The organism is Bacillus sp. ISL-39 (assembly GCF_018613295.1).
Lineage (GTDB): Bacteria > Bacillota > Bacilli > Bacillales > Cytobacillaceae > Mesobacillus.
Window position 1 is genome coordinate 129,863 of record NZ_JAGGQM010000002.1, and the last position, 19,841, is coordinate 149,703.

Annotated in this window: 22 protein-coding genes; 5 read left to right on the plus strand and 17 right to left on the minus strand. The window is 41.1% G+C overall.

Going from position 1 to position 19,841, the window contains the following annotated elements:
* Window positions 1-101 precede the first annotated feature (101 nt).
* The gene (locus J7E37_RS02305) at window positions 102-920 is read left to right on the plus strand and encodes an MBL fold metallo-hydrolase (RefSeq protein ID WP_215022886.1); all 819 of its coding nucleotides are present in this window, start codon (window positions 102-104) and stop codon (window positions 918-920) included.
* Between the two features lie 58 nt (window positions 921-978).
* On the opposite strand, the gene J7E37_RS02310 is transcribed toward J7E37_RS02305, so the two are convergent.
* Both J7E37_RS02310 and J7E37_RS02315 read right to left on the minus strand, forming a co-directional pair.
* Window positions 979-1,836: an alpha/beta fold hydrolase gene (locus J7E37_RS02310; RefSeq protein WP_215022224.1), complete on the minus strand. Its 858-nt coding sequence runs from the start codon at window positions 1,834-1,836 to the stop codon at window positions 979-981.
* Window positions 1,837-1,930: 94 nt separating this feature from the next.
* Window positions 1,931-3,133: a translocation protein TolB gene (locus J7E37_RS02315; RefSeq protein WP_215022226.1), complete on the minus strand. Its 1,203-nt coding sequence runs from the start codon at window positions 3,131-3,133 to the stop codon at window positions 1,931-1,933.
* 176 nt (window positions 3,134-3,309) lie between these two features.
* Between J7E37_RS02315 and J7E37_RS02320 the strand changes: the two genes are divergently transcribed.
* The gene (locus tag J7E37_RS02320; RefSeq protein ID WP_215022228.1) at window positions 3,310-3,504 is read left to right on the plus strand and encodes a hypothetical protein; all 195 of its coding nucleotides are present in this window, start codon (window positions 3,310-3,312) and stop codon (window positions 3,502-3,504) included.
* A 398-nt stretch (window positions 3,505-3,902) separates the two neighbouring features.
* On the opposite strand, the gene J7E37_RS02325 is transcribed toward J7E37_RS02320, so the two are convergent.
* Window positions 3,903-6,494: a polynucleotide kinase-phosphatase gene (locus J7E37_RS02325; RefSeq protein WP_215022229.1), complete on the minus strand. Its 2,592-nt coding sequence runs from the start codon at window positions 6,492-6,494 to the stop codon at window positions 3,903-3,905.
* Window positions 6,491-7,843: a 3' terminal RNA ribose 2'-O-methyltransferase Hen1 gene (locus tag J7E37_RS02330; RefSeq protein WP_214782801.1), complete on the minus strand. Its 1,353-nt coding sequence runs from the start codon at window positions 7,841-7,843 to the stop codon at window positions 6,491-6,493. The genes J7E37_RS02325 and J7E37_RS02330 overlap by 4 nt, the downstream gene beginning before the upstream one ends.
* A 215-nt stretch (window positions 7,844-8,058) precedes the next feature.
* On the opposite strand from J7E37_RS02330, the gene J7E37_RS02335 reads away from it, so the two are divergent.
* A complete protein-coding gene (locus tag J7E37_RS02335; protein WP_215022230.1) occupies window positions 8,059-8,832 on the plus strand; it encodes a FixH family protein in 774 nt (257 codons plus the stop codon).
* A 318-nt stretch (window positions 8,833-9,150) separates the two neighbouring features.
* Here J7E37_RS02335 and J7E37_RS02340 read toward each other — a convergent pair whose 3' ends face one another.
* From J7E37_RS02340 to J7E37_RS02355, 4 genes are all read right to left on the minus strand, one after another.
* A complete protein-coding gene (locus J7E37_RS02340) occupies window positions 9,151-9,627 on the minus strand; it encodes a hypothetical protein (RefSeq protein ID WP_214782796.1) in 477 nt (158 codons plus the stop codon).
* A gap of 144 nt (window positions 9,628-9,771) precedes the next feature.
* Window positions 9,772-10,191 (minus strand): hypothetical protein, encoded by a 420-nt coding sequence (locus J7E37_RS02345; protein ID WP_214782793.1) that lies wholly within the window; start codon window positions 10,189-10,191, stop codon window positions 9,772-9,774.
* 79 nt (window positions 10,192-10,270) lie between these two features.
* Window positions 10,271-10,810, minus strand: a complete 540-nt coding sequence (locus J7E37_RS02350; protein WP_215022231.1) for a hypothetical protein — start codon at window positions 10,808-10,810, stop codon at window positions 10,271-10,273.
* A gap of 881 nt (window positions 10,811-11,691) precedes the next feature.
* Window positions 11,692-12,384 carry a DUF421 domain-containing protein gene (locus tag J7E37_RS02355; protein ID WP_214782787.1) on the minus strand — a complete coding sequence of 231 codons (693 nt, stop codon included), beginning with the start codon at window positions 12,382-12,384 and terminating at the stop codon, window positions 11,692-11,694.
* Window positions 12,385-12,639: 255 nt separating this feature from the next.
* On the opposite strand from J7E37_RS02355, the gene J7E37_RS02360 reads away from it, so the two are divergent.
* Window positions 12,640-13,320 (plus strand): L,D-transpeptidase family protein, encoded by a 681-nt coding sequence (locus J7E37_RS02360; protein ID WP_215022232.1) that lies wholly within the window; start codon window positions 12,640-12,642, stop codon window positions 13,318-13,320.
* A gap of 120 nt (window positions 13,321-13,440) precedes the next feature.
* Here J7E37_RS02360 and J7E37_RS02365 read toward each other — a convergent pair whose 3' ends face one another.
* From J7E37_RS02365 to spxA, 3 genes are all read right to left on the minus strand, one after another.
* A complete protein-coding gene (locus J7E37_RS02365) occupies window positions 13,441-13,773 on the minus strand; it encodes an IDEAL domain-containing protein (RefSeq protein ID WP_214782781.1) in 333 nt (110 codons plus the stop codon).
* 72 nt (window positions 13,774-13,845) lie between these two features.
* On the minus strand, window positions 13,846-14,268 hold the full coding sequence (locus J7E37_RS02370; protein ID WP_214782778.1) for an RrF2 family transcriptional regulator: 423 nt from the start codon (window positions 14,266-14,268) through the stop codon (window positions 13,846-13,848).
* Between the two features lie 78 nt (window positions 14,269-14,346).
* On the minus strand, window positions 14,347-14,742 hold the full coding sequence (spxA, locus tag J7E37_RS02375) for a transcriptional regulator SpxA (protein WP_214782775.1): 396 nt from the start codon (window positions 14,740-14,742) through the stop codon (window positions 14,347-14,349).
* Window positions 14,743-14,976: 234 nt separating this feature from the next.
* On the opposite strand from spxA, the gene J7E37_RS02380 reads away from it, so the two are divergent.
* Complete coding sequence (locus J7E37_RS02380) at window positions 14,977-15,852, plus strand: LysM peptidoglycan-binding domain-containing protein (RefSeq protein ID WP_215022233.1); 876 nt, start codon at window positions 14,977-14,979, stop codon at window positions 15,850-15,852.
* Between the two features lie 284 nt (window positions 15,853-16,136).
* On the opposite strand, the gene J7E37_RS02385 is transcribed toward J7E37_RS02380, so the two are convergent.
* From J7E37_RS02385 to J7E37_RS02410, 6 genes are all read right to left on the minus strand, one after another.
* The gene (locus J7E37_RS02385; RefSeq protein WP_214782769.1) at window positions 16,137-16,421 is read right to left on the minus strand and encodes a hypothetical protein; all 285 of its coding nucleotides are present in this window, start codon (window positions 16,419-16,421) and stop codon (window positions 16,137-16,139) included.
* Between the two features lie 27 nt (window positions 16,422-16,448).
* Window positions 16,449-16,946: a glycine/sarcosine/betaine reductase selenoprotein B family protein gene (locus J7E37_RS02390; RefSeq protein WP_214782766.1), complete on the minus strand. Its 498-nt coding sequence runs from the start codon at window positions 16,944-16,946 to the stop codon at window positions 16,449-16,451.
* The gene (locus tag J7E37_RS02395; RefSeq protein ID WP_214782763.1) at window positions 16,930-17,220 is read right to left on the minus strand and encodes a hypothetical protein; all 291 of its coding nucleotides are present in this window, start codon (window positions 17,218-17,220) and stop codon (window positions 16,930-16,932) included. The genes J7E37_RS02390 and J7E37_RS02395 overlap by 17 nt, the downstream gene beginning before the upstream one ends.
* A gap of 261 nt (window positions 17,221-17,481) precedes the next feature.
* The gene (locus J7E37_RS02400) at window positions 17,482-18,558 is read right to left on the minus strand and encodes a copper resistance D family protein (protein ID WP_215022234.1); all 1,077 of its coding nucleotides are present in this window, start codon (window positions 18,556-18,558) and stop codon (window positions 17,482-17,484) included.
* Between the two features lies 1 nt (window position 18,559).
* The gene (locus J7E37_RS02405; protein ID WP_214782757.1) at window positions 18,560-19,102 is read right to left on the minus strand and encodes a copper resistance CopC family protein; all 543 of its coding nucleotides are present in this window, start codon (window positions 19,100-19,102) and stop codon (window positions 18,560-18,562) included.
* 101 nt (window positions 19,103-19,203) lie between these two features.
* Window positions 19,204-19,836, minus strand: coding sequence for a class I SAM-dependent methyltransferase (locus J7E37_RS02410; RefSeq protein ID WP_215022236.1), 633 nt, complete (start codon window positions 19,834-19,836; stop codon window positions 19,204-19,206).
* Window positions 19,837-19,841 lie beyond the last annotated feature (5 nt).

The following is a 19,841-nucleotide window of genomic DNA, read 5'->3' on the forward strand; positions in this document are numbered from 1 at the left end:
GAACATGTAGCATACTAGGGCCTTACACAGGGTATACTCAAAAAGATGCTCATATATGGGAGGTTTTACTAGTGAAAGAAAGCTCTTCAACCGAACGTTATATGCCTATGACTTCAACAATGAGCGGGATGATTCAGAATGGTGCGGCAGGTGTATACAGCCTTACTGTCCAGATTGTAAACGTTTGTTTTGTCCGCGTTTCCGAAGAACCTGGTGACTGGGTGCTGATTGATGCCGGAATGCCAAAGTCCGCTGATAAAATCATCGATGCCGCTGAAGAGATTTTTGGTGAAGGAGCAAGGCCAAAGGCAATCATTTTAACACACGGACATTTTGATCATGTAGGCGCAATAATCGACTTAGTCGACCGCTGGCAGGTTCCTGTCTATGCCCACCAGCTTGAGCTTCCATTTTTAACAGGACAAGAAGATTATCCGAAGCCGGATGCCAGTGTGGAGGGCGGCCTGGTTGCTAAGATGTCCCCTACTTTTCCGCATGAGGGAATTGATCTTGGAACCCATGTACAGACACTGAACGAGGATGGAACGATACCGCATATGGCCGGTTGGACATGGCTGCATACTCCGGGGCATACACCCGGACATGTGTCACTGTTCAGGGAGTCCGACCGAGTACTGATTGCCGGCGATGCTTTTGTCACAGTCAAACAAGAATCACTGTACAGCGTGCTGACTCAGGACCAGGAAATAAGCGGTCCTCCCCGCTACTTGACGACCGATTGGGAAGCAGCCCGCACTTCAGTCCAGAAGCTTGAGGCCTTGCAGCCTGCTTACGCCATCACCGGGCACGGAATCCCGATGGCAGCTGAGACTTTAAGAGAAAACCTCAGAAAGCTCGTTGATGAATTCGACAATATCGCCATCCCCGATTACGGAAAATATGTGGATGGGGAAAAATAGATGGTTAGAATGGCTTGCCTGCATTAAGGCAGGCCTTTCTCTTTATTCCATCTCAATCTCAAGTTTGAAACCCCTTGCTCATTTCATAAAAAACCTTAATCATTTCTTTGAAATTTTCCTTTTCCTCCAGGAAGGGGGAATGATTGCTTTTTTCAAAGACATAAAATTTCGAAGCAGGGATCAGATGGTGTATTTCTTCTGAAAAAACAAGAGGACATTGCGAGTCATGCCTGCCGCAATAAACAATCGTTGGCGTATCGATTTTTGAAATGGCCTGTCTAATATCGAAAGATGGAAGTTCTTTATACGAAAAATAATCCAATCGCTGCTGAACCACTTTTCCACTGCTTGGCTTAGAAAAATACTCATCAAAGCGGCCTGGATCAAACAATGACATTTCGGTCCATTCTCTGCCCGCCTCCATTCTTGCTTCTCTTGTTGAGTCACTTGATTTAAGAATGGAGAAGATTTCCTTCAATCTTTTATTTACAGGGTTTTTAGTACTGTAAATGCTAGCTCCATGCTCCATATATTGATTTGTAGCTGATGCCCCGCCTACTATCAGACTTTTTAATGAACCAGGTTGTTGAGCAGCATACGCCAGCCCTAACATCCCGCCGGTGGAATGTCCACCAAAATTCCATTGTTCAAAACCGATGGCCTTCCGAATCGCTTCCAAATCCTCAACAGACTGACTCATGCTTAGCTCTTCTTCCTCTTGTACTCTCGCAGACTTCCCTGCTTCCTTCAAATTCACAAGATAGACTGTGAAAAAGTCAGCAAACAAATCCGCAAAATAATTTCCCCGATGATTAAACTCGCTATACAGATGCGTCACACAAAGCGGTGCCCCCTCACCTGCCACAAATACCTCGAACTGTCCCCTCTCCGTCTGAATCAACCGTGGTTCCCACATATCCTTCTCCTTCTTGTTATAGTTCTATAAGTAAAATAATTCCACAGAAACAGCGTTAATCCTCCATTGGGACTAACGCATTTGTTGGTTATTCTTATGGCTGTAAAAAGACAGGCCCTTCTTCAATGTTCTCGATCCATTTATACTCCTGGCCATCCAATCCCTTTTTCATCCATAAATCAATCTTTTTGCCATCCTGACGAAGCCAGGTAATATTTGTTCCGACTACTTGTGGCTGGCGATCGAGTTCGTTCTTCTTTGGATGAGAAATTTGTGTCTGTTCATCCGTTTTTATATCGATAGCATACAGTGCTGTGAACATAGTTGGAACAGGGCCTTCATCCCACTCTTTGTTTTCTTTCGAACGAGCTACAATCACTTTATCAGGAGAGTACCAATCTAAATCAAGATCAACATAGCCTTCAGGTGTGTACTGTTTTTGCTGGATTGCAGCCGGCATGTCCGCAATGGTGGTTTTCTTGTTTTCCACATAAAAACGTCCTTCACCAGAAATATAGGCAAGTTGATTGGCTGATGGCGCCCACTTCATCCAGTCTTTAAAACCCAGCATATTCCCCACCGATTGAAATTGTTTTCCCTCGCTGGAAAGGACACATAATGTATTGCTATCCATCGACCATGAAGCCGTCGGGATCAAAAGGAAGGCAACCCATTTTCCATCCTGACTCCACTTGAAAAAGTCAGCATTGATTCCGAACAAATCGGGTTCACTTGTTTTAATAGTATAAAATGATTCCATTTTATTTTTATCCAGGTTTGCATTGATCGGTATTTTATACAGTGGAACTGGTCCCCACCCGGTTGGCCGCAAACTGGATGGAGAGGAAACGATGAATTCCTTTTCATTTGGGAACCATTCAAAGCCACTCACTCCCAGGGCCACATTTTCGAAGCCCTTTGGCCTGCCATCCTTCATTTTCGTAACATTCAATACACCATGAGAATTATAGGCTAATTGGTTTTTAATCGGTGACCATTTATAATCAGACGTCTCAATTTGATACGGCTGAAAGCTCTCTTTTTCCTTCGTATCGTAAATGAATAAATCCGATTTCTCACCATGTGCATCTCCATCAATATAGGCAATAAACCGCCCATCATGGGACCATTTCGGCGTTTGCACATATCGCCCCTTCGTCACCTGAACTTCTTCTTCTTCGGTTTTGATCCACAACTGATGGTCACGGACAAAAGCAGCAGTCAGCGGTGCTTCAGCATTTACTTCTATTGGTACAAAATAAATGAACATTATGTACAATACTATCCTCAGTCTCAAGAACATCCCTCCTGTTAATAGAATGTCCTGTGCCTTGGGGAGGATTCTTATTTAGCAGGTTATTTTAATTCAAAAAAGGGTAAATAAAATCTATGCTAGCCGGCTTGCTTGCTAAGTACTTTCTGCTGAGCTTTCCTTTCTTGAGGGGTAAGGAGGGTTTTGCGGGAGGTGGTTAGGTGAGCAAAATCTATGGAATTCCCAACCTGGTCGCATACCTGGCCTCGGCAGGCTATCCGCTGACCGAGGAACAAATCCAGCAATTCATTGCTGAGAAAGACATCCCGCACCTCAGACCTACTAAAAATCTATTTGTCTTTAACTCAGACCATATTGATTGGTGGATCCAGACGAAGCGGCTGGACCATAGATAAAACCCTGCATTTGCAGGGTTTTATACTTTCATTGAAAATTAATTAGCAAAGCAACAGATTCATTTTCCATATGTAACCGATGCACCAAAAGTTTTCAACTGAGCCACTTTTATATCCTTTCCTTGTAAGAAAGCATCATTGTTTAGAAAAAAAACTAGGTTTCGCAAATTTTACTTACGGTTCAAACTCTTTTGCTTATGGTTCCTGTAGGTTTATTTACGGTTACATCAGTTTTATTTACGGTTGCGTTAGTTTTATTTACGGTTGCGTCAGTTTTATTTACGGTTACATCAGTTTTATTTACGGTTGCAGTATATATATTCTTGGTTGGATTGACCTCATATGGTTGCACAAAAAAGCTGAACCGTGATGAACCTGGTTCAGCTTCAAACAATCTCCTACAAACGCGGATCCACGGCATCTTGTTCCATTGCCAGGGTGGCAAGGACGCACTCGTGAACTCTCTCGATGGATTCTCCGTTCACGAATCGGCGGATTCCTTCGATTCCAAGCGCGAATTCTTTCAATGCAAGCTTCTGTTTTTTGCCGGTATTACGCTTTTTTAGTCGTTTCAGATTTTCCGGGTGCAAATAATCCATTCCATAAATGATTTTTAGGTATTTGCTGCCTCTCACCTTGATTGCTGGCTGAAGCAATTGACCTCTGCTTCTCGAAATATATCGCTCCGGCTTGATGACGATTCCCTCATGTCCATCCTTCGTCATCTCTTCCCACCACTCAATCACTTCTGCCTCACTGGCCGGACTGTCGATGACTTTGTATTCCGTAGCGACAAACAAGCTTGAATAGAGAGCAAACTGGTGATTCATTTTCATATGCCACTCATGCGTTTCATCAAAGAACGTCCTGCTGCTGTGGGCGAGCACATGGAACGGAGCAATCTGGATATCATCAAGTGTGACGACATCCCAGCAGTACCCCTGGAAAACTTCTGCGAACTCTTTTGCATTGCTTAATTTTCCCTTGTATTCATCGACCCAGGCTGCCAAGTCCTGTTTATCTTTTGCTGCTTCTGTTAATTTTTCGATCATCATCGACCGATCCATGATCGCATTCTCGGCGACATGTGCATACTGATTGCTGATTAATTCCTTTGCTTTCAGGTTCCAGGGCATGATTTCAGCGTCCAGCAGGACATAATCCGTTTGATTACTGCAAAAATAATCGTGACGATGCAAATCCTCGTTCAGTTTGCGAATAATCTCTTCCTCAAGATCCTTCTCGAAAAACCTTCTGCCCGTCCTTGTATAAATAACACCAAGTGTTTCGATTCCAACGTGTTTTTTCGCTGCTTCAAGATCCCTGAACAGCAGCAGGATCCCACGGCTGCCCATATGTTTTTTCTCGGCAACCATTTTTCCGATTCCGTTGCTTCGATAATAATTAATGGCTTCCTGAGGATGTTCCAGGAAATGTTCCAAATTTGATGGCACCGGCGTCGGGCTCATCGTTGGCGGAATATAGAGCAGCTGCTCGATCGGGATTGTGTGGTGCGAGACTGCATCGATCGCAGGTTTGACCGTTTCAGCCGGAACTGCCACCTCGCCAAATTCTTCGGTCAGCACAGAATAGCCATTCAGGAATTTACCGATATTCGGCTGGTTCAGGCGGTTTTTTTCCCATTCACGGAGCGGATTATCAGAGACTCCAGAATAATCCTCCTGCGCCTGTACGGAAACAATCTGCTTCTCCGGATAGCGGAAGGCCGTGAGCTTTCCGCCGAAAACAACACCCTGGTCAATATTGAGACTATTATTGATTTTCAGCGGCTGAGGCTTCGGATCATGGCCCCAGACGATCAGCTGGCTTGTGCTGTGTCCGATGAACCAGTCTTTCCGCACCGGTTTTCCTTTTTCATCAAAACCATCAGTATCTCCATAACGGCAATAATCACTGATTTCCGGCGATTGCTTGCCAATAAACTCATCTTTAATACCTGCATGCGCACAGACTACTGCAGGAATGCCGTTCTTTTTCAGAATATAATGCGACGGTGCTTGAAGAAGAAATTCCTTCAGCTTGCTTTTCCACTCTTCTGCCGCTTCTGCCCCATTCTCTTCTTCATACTGCAAAAATTCTTGCTCAACCTTTTCATCGCCATGCGACAGGGTGACTTTTCTTCCATCAAGCCACCTGGCAATCTTCCAGCCATGGTTGGTGTCGATCATATAGGCCAGCCCTTTCTGGACATGGCGGTAAAAGAACATCATGCTCTTAAGCGATCCCGGACCGCGGCTCATGACATCCCCAATAGAGAGGAACTTCCTGCCATCCGGGTGCAAATAAGAATCCTCATCATCTTTTTTGTAGCCGAGTTTTTCCAGAAGTTCGATCAACTGATCATAACAGCCGTGGATGTCCCCTATGATGTCAATCCCAGCATCTGCTTCCAGTTCAAGTGGATGGCTGCGTCTTGTCAGTTCAAGCTGGTCGATTTCCTTCACAAAGTATACGGACCTGATTCCTTCTTTTTTCATAAAGCGTTTTTCCCGTGTGAAGACCTGATATTGCTGTTTGACCCGACGTTTACCGCGGGGATTCTCCCGCTGCTCGTCCCTTTCCAGCAGAACTTTTTCAGGCACATCGAGAACGATGGAAATAATCGGGACATGATTCTCCCTGGCCATCGCGATATATCTTTTTCGATCATCTGGCTGAAGATGGGTAGCATCCACAAAGGTTAGCTTATTCAGTCTGCACCTGGTGCGGATCATGCTGTCCATCATGGTAAAAGCTTCTTTCGAGATCAAGCTGTATTCGTCAAACAGGATGTCTGCTTCTTCCTTCGGCATGTTTCGCCAGTCCATAAACTCCTTGTCACTGACAAGCGCGCGGAATTGATCGGAACTGACTACTTCGGATGGCGCGATGATTAATTCGTCCTTCCATTTTTCAAGCAATGTTGTCTTCCCGCTGTTGGATGGTCCAACAAGCAAAACGATTCCTGCGTGCGGCACTGAAATTCTCATTCCGAAACCTCCTTTCTTTTAAAGATACACATTTGAGTTGGAAAGCCGAATTGTTCGTCCAACTCGCCAATTCCGTCGAAAATCAACTCATAATCTCCTTCGGTATTCCTGGCGCTGCACCAGGCCTCGAACTCTTCCCTTGTCCACTCAAAACGATGGTCGCCATGCCTGAATTTCGTATCCATTTCATACAGAGCATTATATTCCTTGTTCGGTGTGGTCACCACGAGGTTCTTTGGACGATAGTCTTGCAGGATCGTCTGGAACACTTTCGGAAGCCGGTCCTCATCGATATGCTCAATCACTTCACATAAAATGACGACATCTTTCCCTTTTAACCGCTCATCATAGTAAAATAGCGAACCCCATAGCTGGGTTGGTTTGATAAAATCATCTTTCCCCTCTGCCTGGGCGAATCGCTCCATCGCCCGGATCGATGCGTCTTCTGAAGGCTCGACAGCGAGAATTTCTTTCACACCAGGGATAAAGCCCAGCCTTGTGCTCAGCTTGCCTTCACCAGAACCAAGGTCGACGATGCTTTCCTTATCCTCAAAATCCTTCACAGTTTCCACGATTTTTTCATAACGCATATCATTTAGACGGATTTTTTTCATCTCAGGAGCAGCAGCGTCTTTTTCCTGTCCTTCAACCAGCTCATACACATTTTTGAATCGCAATGCCTTCTTTAAAATAAAGGATTTTTGCGGGTGGTCATCCAGCCAGCCCTCTCCATAACGTTTAAGTTTCTCAATCTCTTTTTCATCGATAAAATAATGCTTGTAATTGTCCAATACGGGGATGAGCACAAAAATCTGCCGCAAAGCCATTTGCAGTGTTGTCCTGCCTTTAAGAGTGATAAACCTGACAGTGCTTTTGGATTTCAGCTTGAAACTATACTCAATTTTTGGCCGGTTGATGCTCACATCAAATCCGAGCGGTTCGAATAAGTCAACGATTTGCAGATCCGATAGTCCCGAAGCCACCGGGCCAAAACTTATTTCAAGATCAAATGGATGCTTCACCCACTTAATGTAGTCTTCCTTTGGCTGTCCATTAAGCGCAGTCCCAAGTGCATTCCTGATTAATGAAATGAAAATGCTGCTGACCGCAAACTCCCGGTCATTTATGTAATGAGTTATATCATATTGATTCCCCTGGTTTTTTACCAGTTCAAGAGAGTCCGGTGCAACAAACACCGTTGCTTCAACCTCCCGTTCCGTAAAAGAGCTGAAAAACAGCCTAACAGCATGGCCTTTCTGATTCCGTTCATACAAATTATTTGGATTTTTCGCCAACAAGTGAGAAATCACCTGAACATTCTCACCAACAGCCCGTATCGTTAACTGCATAATGCACCTCTTTTCGTCCGTTTCTTTATTTTAATATAACTGCGTAACTACAAAAAAGAAAGAGAGTGAACGCTGCAAAAATACAGATTTCAGCCTTTTTCTTTGACTAATCCACGGAACTCTAAATTTTACACTTCTGAGCGATTTCACGTATTTATCACATTTACAACTTATTATTGTTAAGAACCTAAATAGATGAATGGAGTCCGAAGATTATGAAAAAAAGTTTTTTTAGTATGATTATCTTATTGTTGTTAACAGCCTGTTCTGCTGGCCAAAATCATGAAAATGGGTCACTTGAAAAGATCCCTGAACTTCTGGAAGTATCAATTATTACTCCAGAGAAAATCGAAACAAATCAGGAAGTTACAATTAAAGCGAAAATCATTCAGGGTGAGGAAAACGTAACGAAGGCAGATGAGGTTAAATTTGAAATATGGAAATCTGGTCAAGAAGACCATGAAATAATACCGGCTCATAACGAAAATGACGGTACCTATTCAATCAAGAAAACCTTCAGCGAAGGCGGGAACTATTTTATCGTTGCACACATTACCGCAAACCGGATGCATAGTATGCCCAAGGAAGAAGTGACTGTCCTCGGCAGTGAGTCGGAGGACGATCAAGGATCGAACGAGGAAATTGAAAAAACGGATCAACATACCGACCATGAACATCACGATCATCATAATAGCAAGGTTTCATTCGAATTTCTTGCGCCATCGGTGATAAAAAGCAACCAGCCAGCTAAGCTGACTGTCAACGTAACTCAGGAAGAACATATTATTGCCGGTGCAAGAGCCCGCTTTGAAATCTGGGAAGAAAACGAAACAACACATAAGTTCATCGATACGAAGGAAGCTTCACCCGGCACTTATTCCGCCGATTACACCTTCCCTGTAAAAGGACGTTTCAATGTGAAAATACATGTAGAAAAAGGCAATATCCATGACCATATCGAAAAAACGGTTGAAGTAGTTCCACAATAAAACAACTAAGTTATGTCACCTATCACATAAATGAAAAAGAAAATGGCGTGTGAACTAACATAAGTAGGACACGCCATTTTTTGTATATCTTATTTTTTCGCTTTTAAAAAAGGCTTTTCCTACATAAGCACCCATTTACTTTAAGTTTATTTCTTCACAAGATTGGTTGATCATGAAAAATCTAGCATATAAAATAACTCCACATACACTAGCCACTTTTTTATTATTTAATAACGTTTCATTATTTGATTCCCATTTTAAATTACCTTAATGGCTTACATATAAAATTGGATGAGGTATTTTTGTTGCTCATTTAGATTATTGCGATACCTTTTTATCTATCAAGTTCACAATAATTTGTACATCTTTTTTGCTAAGTAAGTACATTGGTCCAGTGTAATTTTCTCTTTGGATTCTCCCTGAATTTCTGTCAGGATAGAGCCATAAGAGTATTATGTCAGTGGTATCATCTTTGTAGGAAAGTACTAGTTGGAAATTTTCACCTTCATCAGTCATTGGACCCGAATGAGCGGAGGCATCCTTTATTGCTTTTAAAATAACTTCGATTTCTTCAGTTTGTTTAAATACTACTTTTCCCTCCTTTAGCTGGTCCTCAGTTTCTGAAAATAAACCTAAACCGTTCCCGGTTATTGATATCATATTAACATCCTTGGTCACATCAATTCTTTCTTTTTCCCTGCGATTTTCATTGTCATTAAAAGATTTATCTTCGGATGAGCAAGCAGCTAAAATCATGATGATTCCAAATACTATAAGTGCACTATTCTTTATCATTATATCCCCCATAAATTTAGACGATATCTCATAGCTTGGATATCTCTAACCTTGCACGCACAATCCCAAGCAGGATAAAAAGGAGTAGAACCTGCCTTATGATGATTGCTATCCTGCATGCTAGTTTAAAAAACTCACACTCTTTCAGTTATTGTCCACATAAGTCAAAATAGACATCAGCTTTTGTGAATCTTCCTCACTTAACTTTGCATACTTTTCACTATCGGATAGAATTCCTACCATCATATCATTAGGTTGAACGTAAAGTTCGTAAACTGCAGAGGGTGCTTGTTTTCCTTCTGTTTCGTGTTGATCCAAGAAAAAATAGATTATATAAGCAGGATCTCTTGTAGTAGCCCAATTACCATCCTGCCACTTAACTTCATTAAGTATGTTTTTGACTTCCGTTACTTCGTCTGAATTCATGATTGTTTTTACAGTTTCATATTGATCATTTTCCTTATTTCGCATATCTACCCTGATAATTTCTCGAGGCTCACTTACGCAGCCCGTCAACAGTAAAGTCAGTAACAGCAATCCAAACACAACTTTATTAACGTACATTGTTTTTCCTCCCCCGCTATATATAAACAGATGGAATTTTCCGGATTAGTTTCCTTATGCGGTATAAAATAATTTCAATTTATAATTCCTCAAGGATTTTTCCATCCTTAGATATACCTAGAATGGTAGCACCTAACAGTTCTTCCCCTTTGGAAATCAAGAACCAAAACCGCTCACTATTGTTGTATTCAATAATCCTAGCTTCGTATTCATTGCCTTCTTTCGTAACAACTTTTACTTTCTCAATCTCAGGTGATAAAATCTTACCTCTAATAAAATCGGTATAACCGGCAAACTCATATTGTTCCAAATTAGAGTAGCCCCAATCTAATTTCTTGTCTTTAGGTATCTGACTGGAAAACGAACCTAAGGATTCCCATCCCAATATTCCTTTCTTGAAAATAGCTGTTCCAAAATATAATTCACCTGTTGGAACCGATTCATAAAAGGCAATGGCATGGTTTTTATCCAAAAATTCCACATGTGCCATACTCAATAAAGGTTCATTAATTGTATGGACAATCCTTTCGATTTCTTTAGTATCATCTTTTAAGTTTAGAAAATATCCTCCAAGGAAGGCAATACCTATAATCATAAGAAGACGAATTCTTTTAGTCATCGTAAACTCCTTCTCCCTTAATACTCACCTTTTCGTCAGTTTCGTAGAATTCCTTACAATCTATCAAGATTTAAAGGATACTGCCTAAGAAAACTTAACGCGAATATAATACTTTTATTTAACCATAATTTGTAAGCCTTCGTGAAGTCTAAGTTTATAAACACAACACTAAAACCTCTAATTACCATTTCATGCCTCCAAAAGGCGGATGGATCACACTTTTTTCTGCATTTCCGCATTTTTGCGCCTCCATAGGGCGGATAGATAACGCTTTTTCTGCATTTCCCCCATTTTCGTGCCTCTATCAGGGGGAAGCGTGGCGTTTTTTCTGACCATATCCAAGTAAATGGCAGAAGTTCAAATATTACTAAGTCAGCTAAAAAGGATTAGTGTCTGTAACCTTACTGGTTTGTGCGATTTTTTCTTAATACTTCTTTTACTCTGCTGTTTTTTTAATGGATAAGCTCATAAACAGTAAAAAGCTGCACCTTGGTTCAGCTTTTTGTATTTCAACCCTTAATTCTTTGAAATTTTACGCTTGGCAGCGTTATTTATAGGGTTGGCATGATTAATTTAACGGGTGGCCAGATTTATTTAAGTGTTAGGCCAACTTTGCCCGGGTTGAACATGATATATTCCTGGTTGAACCAATTATATTCCCGGTTAATCCAATTTTATTTCCGGTTGAACCAATTATATTCCCGGTTAACCCAATTTTATTTCCGGTTGATCCAATTATATTTCCGGTTGATCCAATTATATTTCCGGTTGAATAAAATTCGATTCAACTTAAACCAATTCAGGTCAATAATTAAAGAAGCAAAACTTCAAAATAGCGCATACCAAAAGGCTGAGTCAGCAAGAACCTGACTCAGCCTAGCTCAATTCGCCTTCTTCTCATATTTCAAAACATAAAGTGGCTCATTCTGCATCCATTCGGCAAATAGCACATCTTCAACTTGATGGATTTTCTGTTTCTCTAACTCATTTTTCAGCCATTGCTCATCGACACCGGCTTCTTTAAGATTTTCTCTAACCACTTCTCCATCAAGGATCATGTTGACTGGCAGGCTTGGATCGTCTGCTTTGATTTTCATATCGCTATTTTTAGGCGTGTCATAATCCGCTTTGGGGAGGACACTGACCATTCCGTTCGTTTCGATGATGGCATATTCCACTTCGCGAAGTGAAAAATAACCTTGCTGTCTGACAAGACTTTGCAGTTGATTGATATCCAGCTTTGCTTTTTTCAAGGCCTCGAATTTAATCTTTCCCTTGCGGACCACAATGTTCGGCTCGCCCTCAAGTAATTTCCGCGAATAGAGAAATTTTTGCGTAACAGTCTCTGTTACATAAACTAGCACTCCCCACAATGCAACAGCAAAGGCAATTTCGCCTATTTTCACTTCGTGGTCATAAATTGCATTTCCTACCAGTTCACCCAGGATAATAGCAGAAATAAAATCAAACGGTGTGATTTGAGAGAACTGCGTCTTCCCCTGCAATTTTGTCATGATAAATAAAAAGACAAACCCGCTCGTTAATTCTACTGCGATTGATAAGTAATGATTCAACACTCCCACTCCTTCTTTCCCATTATGGGAAGATTTTTCGAAATTGAACCGCTATTTTTAAAAAAACCTTCATAAATCGACAAAATGTCTTACATATGTCATAAAAACAAGAAACAAATAAATTCCACATAACGGTAAAACATGTAACTTTTATGAGGAAAAACCGTTTATAAAGATGTAAATACCTTTACTAACACCGCATGGCCATAGACTGTTAGGCAGATGGGCCTGCAAATGAAAAAAGGGGGATGGGGAATGAAAAAGTGGCTGGTATCATTGATGCTTCTTGTATCTTTGGTGTTCTTTGAGGCACCTGCAGAGGCTGCCGGCGGGGATTTGATTATCATCAACAAGTCTATCAATCAACTAGCTTATTATAAAAATAATAAACTGGTAAAAACGTTTAAGGTGGGAACCGGCAGGAAAGCATCCTATACGCCTGAGGGCAAGTTCAAGATCGTTAACAAAATCAAGAATCGCCCATATTACAGTGGAAAAATCCCTGGCGGTGACCCAAGAAATCCGCTTGGCGACAGATGGTTGGGGATAAATGCTAGAGGAACATGGGGAACAACGTATGCGATCCACGGCAATAACAACCCTAAATCAATCGGCGGATACGTCAGTGCCGGCTGCATCAGGATGTACGACAACGAAGTGCAATGGCTTTATGACCAGGTTAAGGTAGACACCCCGGTTGTCATCACATCATCCAAAAAATCCTTCAATGCGATTGCGTCCGCTAATGGTTATAAAGTTACCGGTCAGGCTTCCGTACCAGTGTCAGCTGTACCAACAAGCACTGTGCTTAAAAAAGGGATGCGAGGTCCAGAAGTGAAGCAGCTGCAGCAGGCGCTGACAAATAGAGGATACAGTACAAAAGGAATCGACGGAGTATTCGGTCCAGCTACGGAAGCAGCCGTAAAGAATTTCTAAAAAGCGAAAAAGCTCACGGTGGATGGAATCGCAGGGCCAGCCACCAAAAAGGCACTCGGAATAAAGTAGCATCAGTATAAAAAGAGACGGTCCCTCCTAAAGGAAGGACCGTCTTCATCTTTACACACCTTTAACAAGCTCTCTCATCGAGTTCAGCTTCTCGGAAAGCTCCAAGAACCATTCTTCATCGCCAGTGGCAAGCGCCAGATCAATGAGATATTGAATTTGTTCTTTGTTTTTCACCTTCGGGTCGGGCAATTTTTTTACTCCGTTTGTGGCCATTGGAATCGTCTTGCCTATCATTGATTCATCATCACTTGATGTGATTGTTGCATTTACTTTATCATCCAAAATATCAAGTGACTCTATATATCCGATGAATAATTCTCCATCCCTGGATTTCCCCTTGATCCAATCGCCTACTCTTAAAATCGTGTCATTATTGGAAAACATATATGTCACCTCTTTAATAGAATCTGTAATATTTTTCATTACATTTACCAGCTAAGAAGGCCAGCGTGCTCCTTAGTCACAACAGTTCGTTTCTTTGACCAGGTCGACTATTTCCTTTATGGAATACTGCTTCAAATATTCTCCCAAATGTTCTTCAGCACCCAGGAAAATAGCAAACAGCACTTTGTGCATATTCGCCCCGACAACACATTTTTCATTAGAGTCCGGACACTTAGGCTGCAGTGCCCCTTCGGAGGTCAATTTATAGATATCCCAGAGGTTCACCTCATTTAAATCCAGTGCAAAAATGAATCCGCCGCCAGTTCCCTCTTTTGATTTGATAAATCCATGTTTTTTTAACAGGCCCAGCACTTTGCGGATCCGTACAGGATGAACCCCTGCACTCTCCGAGATCGCTTCGCTTGTCGACATTCTGTCCGGCTGCAGAGCAAGTAAGGTTAAACTGTGAATGGCAAGAGTAAAATCGCTGTTCATTGCCTGCCTCCTAACAGATTTGTTATGCTACATTCTACATTTCATCCAGATAAATTCCAAGCAAAAAGTATTAAAGAACTAATTCGCGATGTTTTCCCACTCAAAGCTGGGGAATGTACGCAGCTTGCGTGGCAAGAAACTGCGAATTTCTTCCTCATTATACCCAACCTGCAATCGCTTATGGTCCTGGATAATCGGACGGCGCAGCATTTGCGGATTTTTGATGATTAAATCGTATAACTGATTCAGCGGAAGAGAGTCAATATCCATATCCAGCTGCTTATAGGTTTTTGAGTTTGTCGAGATGATGTCTTCCGTTCCATCCTCAGTCAGCCGAAGAATGGATTTGATTTCATCAACGGTGAGCGGCTCTGACACGATATTTCTTTCAGTATATTCAATCTGATGTTCCTGCAGCCATGCTTTTGCTTTCCGGCAGGAAGCACAGCTTGATGTGATATATAAAGTTACCATAATCCACAGCTCCTTCGTTCAACTGTAAAAATAAAAATTACAGATAAACTGCAATAGGTTCTCTTTTTTATCTAAAATAGCGATACTGTAATATTAAACTTTACAGTTAAAAAAGTCAATAGTCGTTTCTTTCCCCCTCCCATTATGACACAATTTTTTATCTCATTAAAAATAGGCTTATCCGTTCGAAACTCTGTCGGAATCCACTCGTCAAACTATTTGAGGTGATAAAAAATGAAGAAAATAAAACGTTTTATGCAATTCGGTTTGAGTCTTTTGTTGATCGGTTCCTTACTCTTTTTTACCAACGGTTCTGGCTATGCAGATGATCATGCAGTCACTGTTAAAAAAGGCGATACGTTATACAGCCTTTCTAAGAAATACAACCTGACTGTCGAGGAGTTAAAGGGTTTCAACGGCTTGAAGAACAATACGATTTATATTGGCCAAAAATTGCTGCTCCCTAGCTTTACCGAATCGGAGCTAATGTATGCTGTTGTGGGTGGTTCTTTTACCAAGAAAGTCAATGCAACAAAGCAGATCGCTTATCTTAAAAAGAAAGGAATTGAAGCAACAGTCATTACAAAGACCATTAACGATAAAACCTTTTACCGCATTCAGGCTGGAGTTTTTTCGGAAAAAGCAAATGCTGAGAAGCAAAAAGAGCTGTTACGTAAAACCGGTATTAAAGATGCCTACATCGACACGAATAAGAGCCTTCAAGTTCATGGTGTTTACATTGGTTCCAACTACAGCCAGCTTTTGCAGCAATTCGGGAAGCCAGCTAAAATAGAGGACCAGTTGAATATCAGATCGTTGTATTACACTGGTGAAGGTGCCGGAGTACGCGTGAAGTTCAACATGGAGAATGGTTCTGTATTCGGGCTGCAAGTTTACCCAGAATTTTTAAAACTCAGTACCCTTCCGACCCAGAAGAGTCAAGTAATTAATGAGTACGGCTATCCAAACCAAGTGCATAACGTCACTTGCTACGAAAGCGCGGCTTGCGCACAATTCATCTACCAATTTAACAAGAACCAGCTGACCATCCAATTCGACCGGGATGGGAAGTCCGTTCAATATTATGACTTAAGCAGATTAGATAATTAGAGGAAAGGCCGCCATTGGGCGGTTTTTTTGTTACTTCACATCGGTACTGCAGCCTGCTAAACCTCATTGTTGAAAGCTTGAATTCACCTTCTAGGAAAAACCATTATCCATATTTGGTTACTGATTTTTTTGTTAAGTATACTTCCAATAGTTTTTACAAGTGCCGTCGTCTGGAGAGCCTCTTAATCATCATGGGTTATCTTTTCATATTGTAAGTTATAGTAAATTAAAAAACCTGCGCAGTTGACTTATTTAAAAAGCCTGCTGCACAGGGAACCGTTTATTTATTTTAATCCCATTGATTTCTTAATTTTAATACCTTCTTTTCTTGCTTCTGCCCAGGTAAAAGGAGGAAATTTAATCTCTCCACTTTTCTTTGCCTGCACTAAATGTTCTAGAGACTCAATAATAATTTTTCGCTGAAGTTCTTTGTGATATGGCACTCCAAAATGGTGTCCCATCATGAAAGGTAAAAACACTGCTCTTGGGGGCTTAGCATGCTCTGTTATATCCAGGGCTACAGATAGTGAAACAGTTGGAATTCCCCTTCGTTCTAAAGCGCGCTGCACGAGCGCGACAGATTGATGTCAAATCGGTCACGCAGGGCTTAATAAAGCTATATCCGCATTATCTTTCACTACCGCTTCAGCGATATCTTCCGCTAATTTTCGTTCAAGTTGTTCAGGGTCCATATTATATCCAATAAAAGAAAAAAAGTTTTCCGTGAGTCCTCCTATGACTCCTTCTTCAGCTAATTCCTGTAACCGTTCAATGGGAAAAATCACATTTATATCCTGATTTGCACCTATTGTGGGGTACTTTAATTGATGAATTTCCAGCTGGTCAGGTTTTAAATGGGTTGGAACCTTTCGATATGTATAATCTCCTATAGGATGAACAGTGTCAAAAGGCATTGTGCCCACGGGCTGTACACCAGCTGAACTTACGAATGTTAATTTAGATTCTGATAATGGCTTATCCAAAAAGGCTAACGGGACAAAATCATCTTTTGTTATCATCGATCCAGGATAACGCTCGTTAACTGTATTCCACACGCCGGGACGCAGTTGCCCTTTTTTAGAGGTTTCCGTCATGTATCCATTCCCCCGATCTTTTTAGCAGATAAAAATGCAGACTAAAATATAAATGCGCTAAAGTTTCAGCATCTTTATTTTCAAGTGTATCATAAATAAATTCCCGGTCTGTCTCCGGTGATTCCAGCAATAGTTTAAGGGCCTCAATCCAAGACTTATCAATCTCTTTCCGCCCAGCATCTTCATTTCCATCACCAAAGTGCAGCCTTACATAACGAATCAACTTTTCATTATCGCCATTCTTTATAGCTTCTTTTAAATAAGGGAGTGACATTGATATACTCCTTTCCTCAATTTCCGTAATAGTATCACTTTTCAAATAAAAAGAACAATAATTTGTTGCTTAACTGCTGGTCAATTTTTGGCTTCTACAGCCCCGATTAAATTTTGAAAATAATCTGCATGATGCCAGTCAGCAAAAAACAAGACGGAGATTGACTCGGATTTATGCCTTAACAGAATAGAAACTCCCTTTAAAAGCAAGCCGCAAAAGCCGGCTTGCTTTTCCATGGCTTTAAGGAACCCATCCTAAAAATCAAAAAGATAGAGACAGTAATAAGCCAAAATACATGGCAAAAATAAAACTTAGTCCAAAGAAAAGGGCAACCAATGGTTTTACCTTTTTGAAACTAATGAAAATAAGGGTTAAAAACAAGATTGAAATAATGAATAGCAGTATGGATGGCAGCATTGGGATAAATTCAAGTGTCTGTGTTGAAAGTATATTAATCCCCAGGATCCACTCAACCCAAGGAAATGCCCCCTCTGTCTTGATTGTAAAGTCCACCTCATGTGGCGGAGACAATGTTCCCAATATGGAAGTAAAATAGAACGCAATCAAAATCATAATACTTTCAATTTTCAGCCAGGGACTCGGATCAAAGTAATCACTGAATCTGGATTTTCTCGCCAGCAGGCCGTTCAAAAATGCAAAAAATAAGATCGGAATAATGCTTATATGTTTTAATAGCAAGGTGTGGCCATACGGCACAGCCCAGGAACTGACATAGTCTTCGGGCTTAACTACATAGGACATAAGAGTCAGGCCGCTTATTAAGATAATCAAAAAGCTAGTGATTGCAAAAGGAGTAAACCAGCTTAAGAAACTTGACCAATTGGATTGATCTTTGGCAAACCAGGCAACATGAAATAATATCCCTATCCAGAGAGTAACCGCCAGAAAGTGGATGGAATGGGATGAGAATCCTGCCCAACCCGAAAGCGAAGCGACATGGCTTGCGTATCCAACCGCCAGAATCATTAACAGCAGTATGGCTGCCTGTATATATTTAGATGCATTAAATAAAAGGGAAAACCATAAAAGAACAGACATCAATCCAATAAACAGCCATGCCTTTCCCACTTCAAAATCCGTCAAAACAGAATATACTGCGAGTGTAAACCCAACACTGCCGCTGAAATAGGATATCACTTGGGCGACTGGTCCAAAAGTAAATAAATAAATGCCTAAACAGGATAGCAGTAAAACTTTTTTAGGTATATGAATTGCCGGCTTCTTTGATACTGGCACAAATTGCAAAGCCACATGTCCAGCTAAAATAGAAAAGACAAGATAAGAGCCTAATTCTGAGAGCGGGGTCAAAGCAATCATTTTATCTATTCCTTCCAAACAGGAAGAACAGCCCTAGTCCCAACAGCCCTAGTGCGACAATCGGGATAATGTATCCAGCGGATGTCATTGGCAAGTTAGGCTTAGTTAAAGGATGTTCTATACCCTCTTTCACTTTCTCTGTATCTATTTCCTGTCCTCCGCCTGGTTTCTCAATATCTGAGTCAACCGCCGCCCCCTGTTTCTTTTGGACAGTGAAAGGAATTTTACCAGTGATTGGATGGCCATCCTCCCCAGCAATTTCCCAATTAATGATATAAGTTCCTGATTCAAGAGGTGTTTCCAAGAACCCTTTCATTTGATTGCCTTGTATACTAATATTCTTGAAAGATTGCTCCCTGTTATCCTTTGTTAACGTCATCGTGCTTAATGATTCAATTTTCCCTGCAAAGGTCAGACTCACTTCATGTAGATCTTCGGTCAGAATCTGGTTCGCCTCCGGCATCGAAGATTTGAGTTCAGAATGTGCATATGCGGAAAAAGGTATTGTTAACAAAAGAACGAGTAAAAAAAAGGTTTTTGACATTAGGTGCTCCTGACATATTATTTAGATTGTTTGCAAAGCAAGATTTTAAGAGGACTCAATTTTTATATTATACTATTATAAATCCATAGAAATACAAGGATTTAAATTCGTTTCTCTCTCCTCTTAACTCCTGTGATTCTCCGGTATAGTCCGTTTAGCATTACTTCCTCATCTTGTAAGATTATTGATTCATCCGAAACAGGGGCGTGGATTAAATTAAAATCCAGTCCAATATCGGTTCCGAACAGTTTTACCAAAGGCCGAAGCAGCCGTTGCCGAACGGGGACTTTTTTATTGGCAGGGACGAACTTATCGAAGATTAAAAATCTACCATTGCTTTTTAATACCCTAATGATTTCCCTGAAAGCTTGCTGAGGATCGGGGACTACGCTTAATATCAAGCTGCCAATGACAAAATCAAAGGATTCTTTTTCAAAATCGAGATGTTGGGCATCCATCCGAAGAAATGTAATCGAAGAGTCCCGATAGGTCTCTTGCGCCATTCTCAACATATCCTCTGAATAATCGATTGCCGTTATTTCATGCCCATTATTCAATAAATAGGGCAAGTCAGCCCCCGTTCCAACGCCTACATATAGTATTTTACTTCCAGATTTCACGTCAATATCTTTAAATATTTGCTTTCTTGCTTTTAAAAATATCCCTGAATTGAAAAGTCTGTCATAAAACGGTGCCGCGCATTTATATATAAACCGGTTCCATGTATTGTTCATATATT

Coding starts and splice junctions, on each gene's coding strand:
- J7E37_RS02405 (WP_214782757.1), bottom strand. CDS start 19,102: ATGTCAAAAACCTTTTTTTTACTCGTTCTTTTGTTAACAATACCTTTT.
- J7E37_RS02390 (WP_214782766.1), bottom strand. CDS start 16,946: ATGACGGAAACCTCTAAAAAAGGGCAACTGCGTCCCGGCGTGTGGAAT.
- J7E37_RS02345 (WP_214782793.1), bottom strand. CDS start 10,191: ATGTACGTTAATAAAGTTGTGTTTGGATTGCTGTTACTGACTTTACTG.
- J7E37_RS02400 (WP_215022234.1), bottom strand. CDS start 18,558: ATGATTGCTTTGACCCCGCTCTCAGAATTAGGCTCTTATCTTGTCTTT.
- J7E37_RS02410 (WP_215022236.1), bottom strand. CDS start 19,836: ATGAACAATACATGGAACCGGTTTATATATAAATGCGCGGCACCGTTT.
- J7E37_RS02360 (WP_215022232.1), top strand. CDS start 12,640: ATGAAAAAGTGGCTGGTATCATTGATGCTTCTTGTATCTTTGGTGTTC.
- J7E37_RS02330 (WP_214782801.1), bottom strand. CDS start 7,843: ATGCAGTTAACGATACGGGCTGTTGGTGAGAATGTTCAGGTGATTTCT.
- J7E37_RS02380 (WP_215022233.1), top strand. CDS start 14,977: ATGAAGAAAATAAAACGTTTTATGCAATTCGGTTTGAGTCTTTTGTTG.
- J7E37_RS02350 (WP_215022231.1), bottom strand. CDS start 10,810: ATGACTAAAAGAATTCGTCTTCTTATGATTATAGGTATTGCCTTCCTT.
- J7E37_RS02370 (WP_214782778.1), bottom strand. CDS start 14,268: ATGAACAGCGATTTTACTCTTGCCATTCACAGTTTAACCTTACTTGCT.
- J7E37_RS02325 (WP_215022229.1), bottom strand. CDS start 6,494: ATGAGAATTTCAGTGCCGCACGCAGGAATCGTTTTGCTTGTTGGACCA.
- spxA (WP_214782775.1), bottom strand. CDS start 14,742: ATGGTAACTTTATATATCACATCAAGCTGTGCTTCCTGCCGGAAAGCA.
- J7E37_RS02310 (WP_215022224.1), bottom strand. CDS start 1,836: ATGTGGGAACCACGGTTGATTCAGACGGAGAGGGGACAGTTCGAGGTA.
- J7E37_RS02365 (WP_214782781.1), bottom strand. CDS start 13,773: ATGTTTTCCAATAATGACACGATTTTAAGAGTAGGCGATTGGATCAAG.
- J7E37_RS02340 (WP_214782796.1), bottom strand. CDS start 9,627: ATGATAAAGAATAGTGCACTTATAGTATTTGGAATCATCATGATTTTA.
- J7E37_RS02305 (WP_215022886.1), top strand. CDS start 102: ATGCCTATGACTTCAACAATGAGCGGGATGATTCAGAATGGTGCGGCA.
- J7E37_RS02395 (WP_214782763.1), bottom strand. CDS start 17,220: ATGTCACTCCCTTATTTAAAAGAAGCTATAAAGAATGGCGATAATGAA.
- J7E37_RS02335 (WP_215022230.1), top strand. CDS start 8,059: ATGAAAAAAAGTTTTTTTAGTATGATTATCTTATTGTTGTTAACAGCC.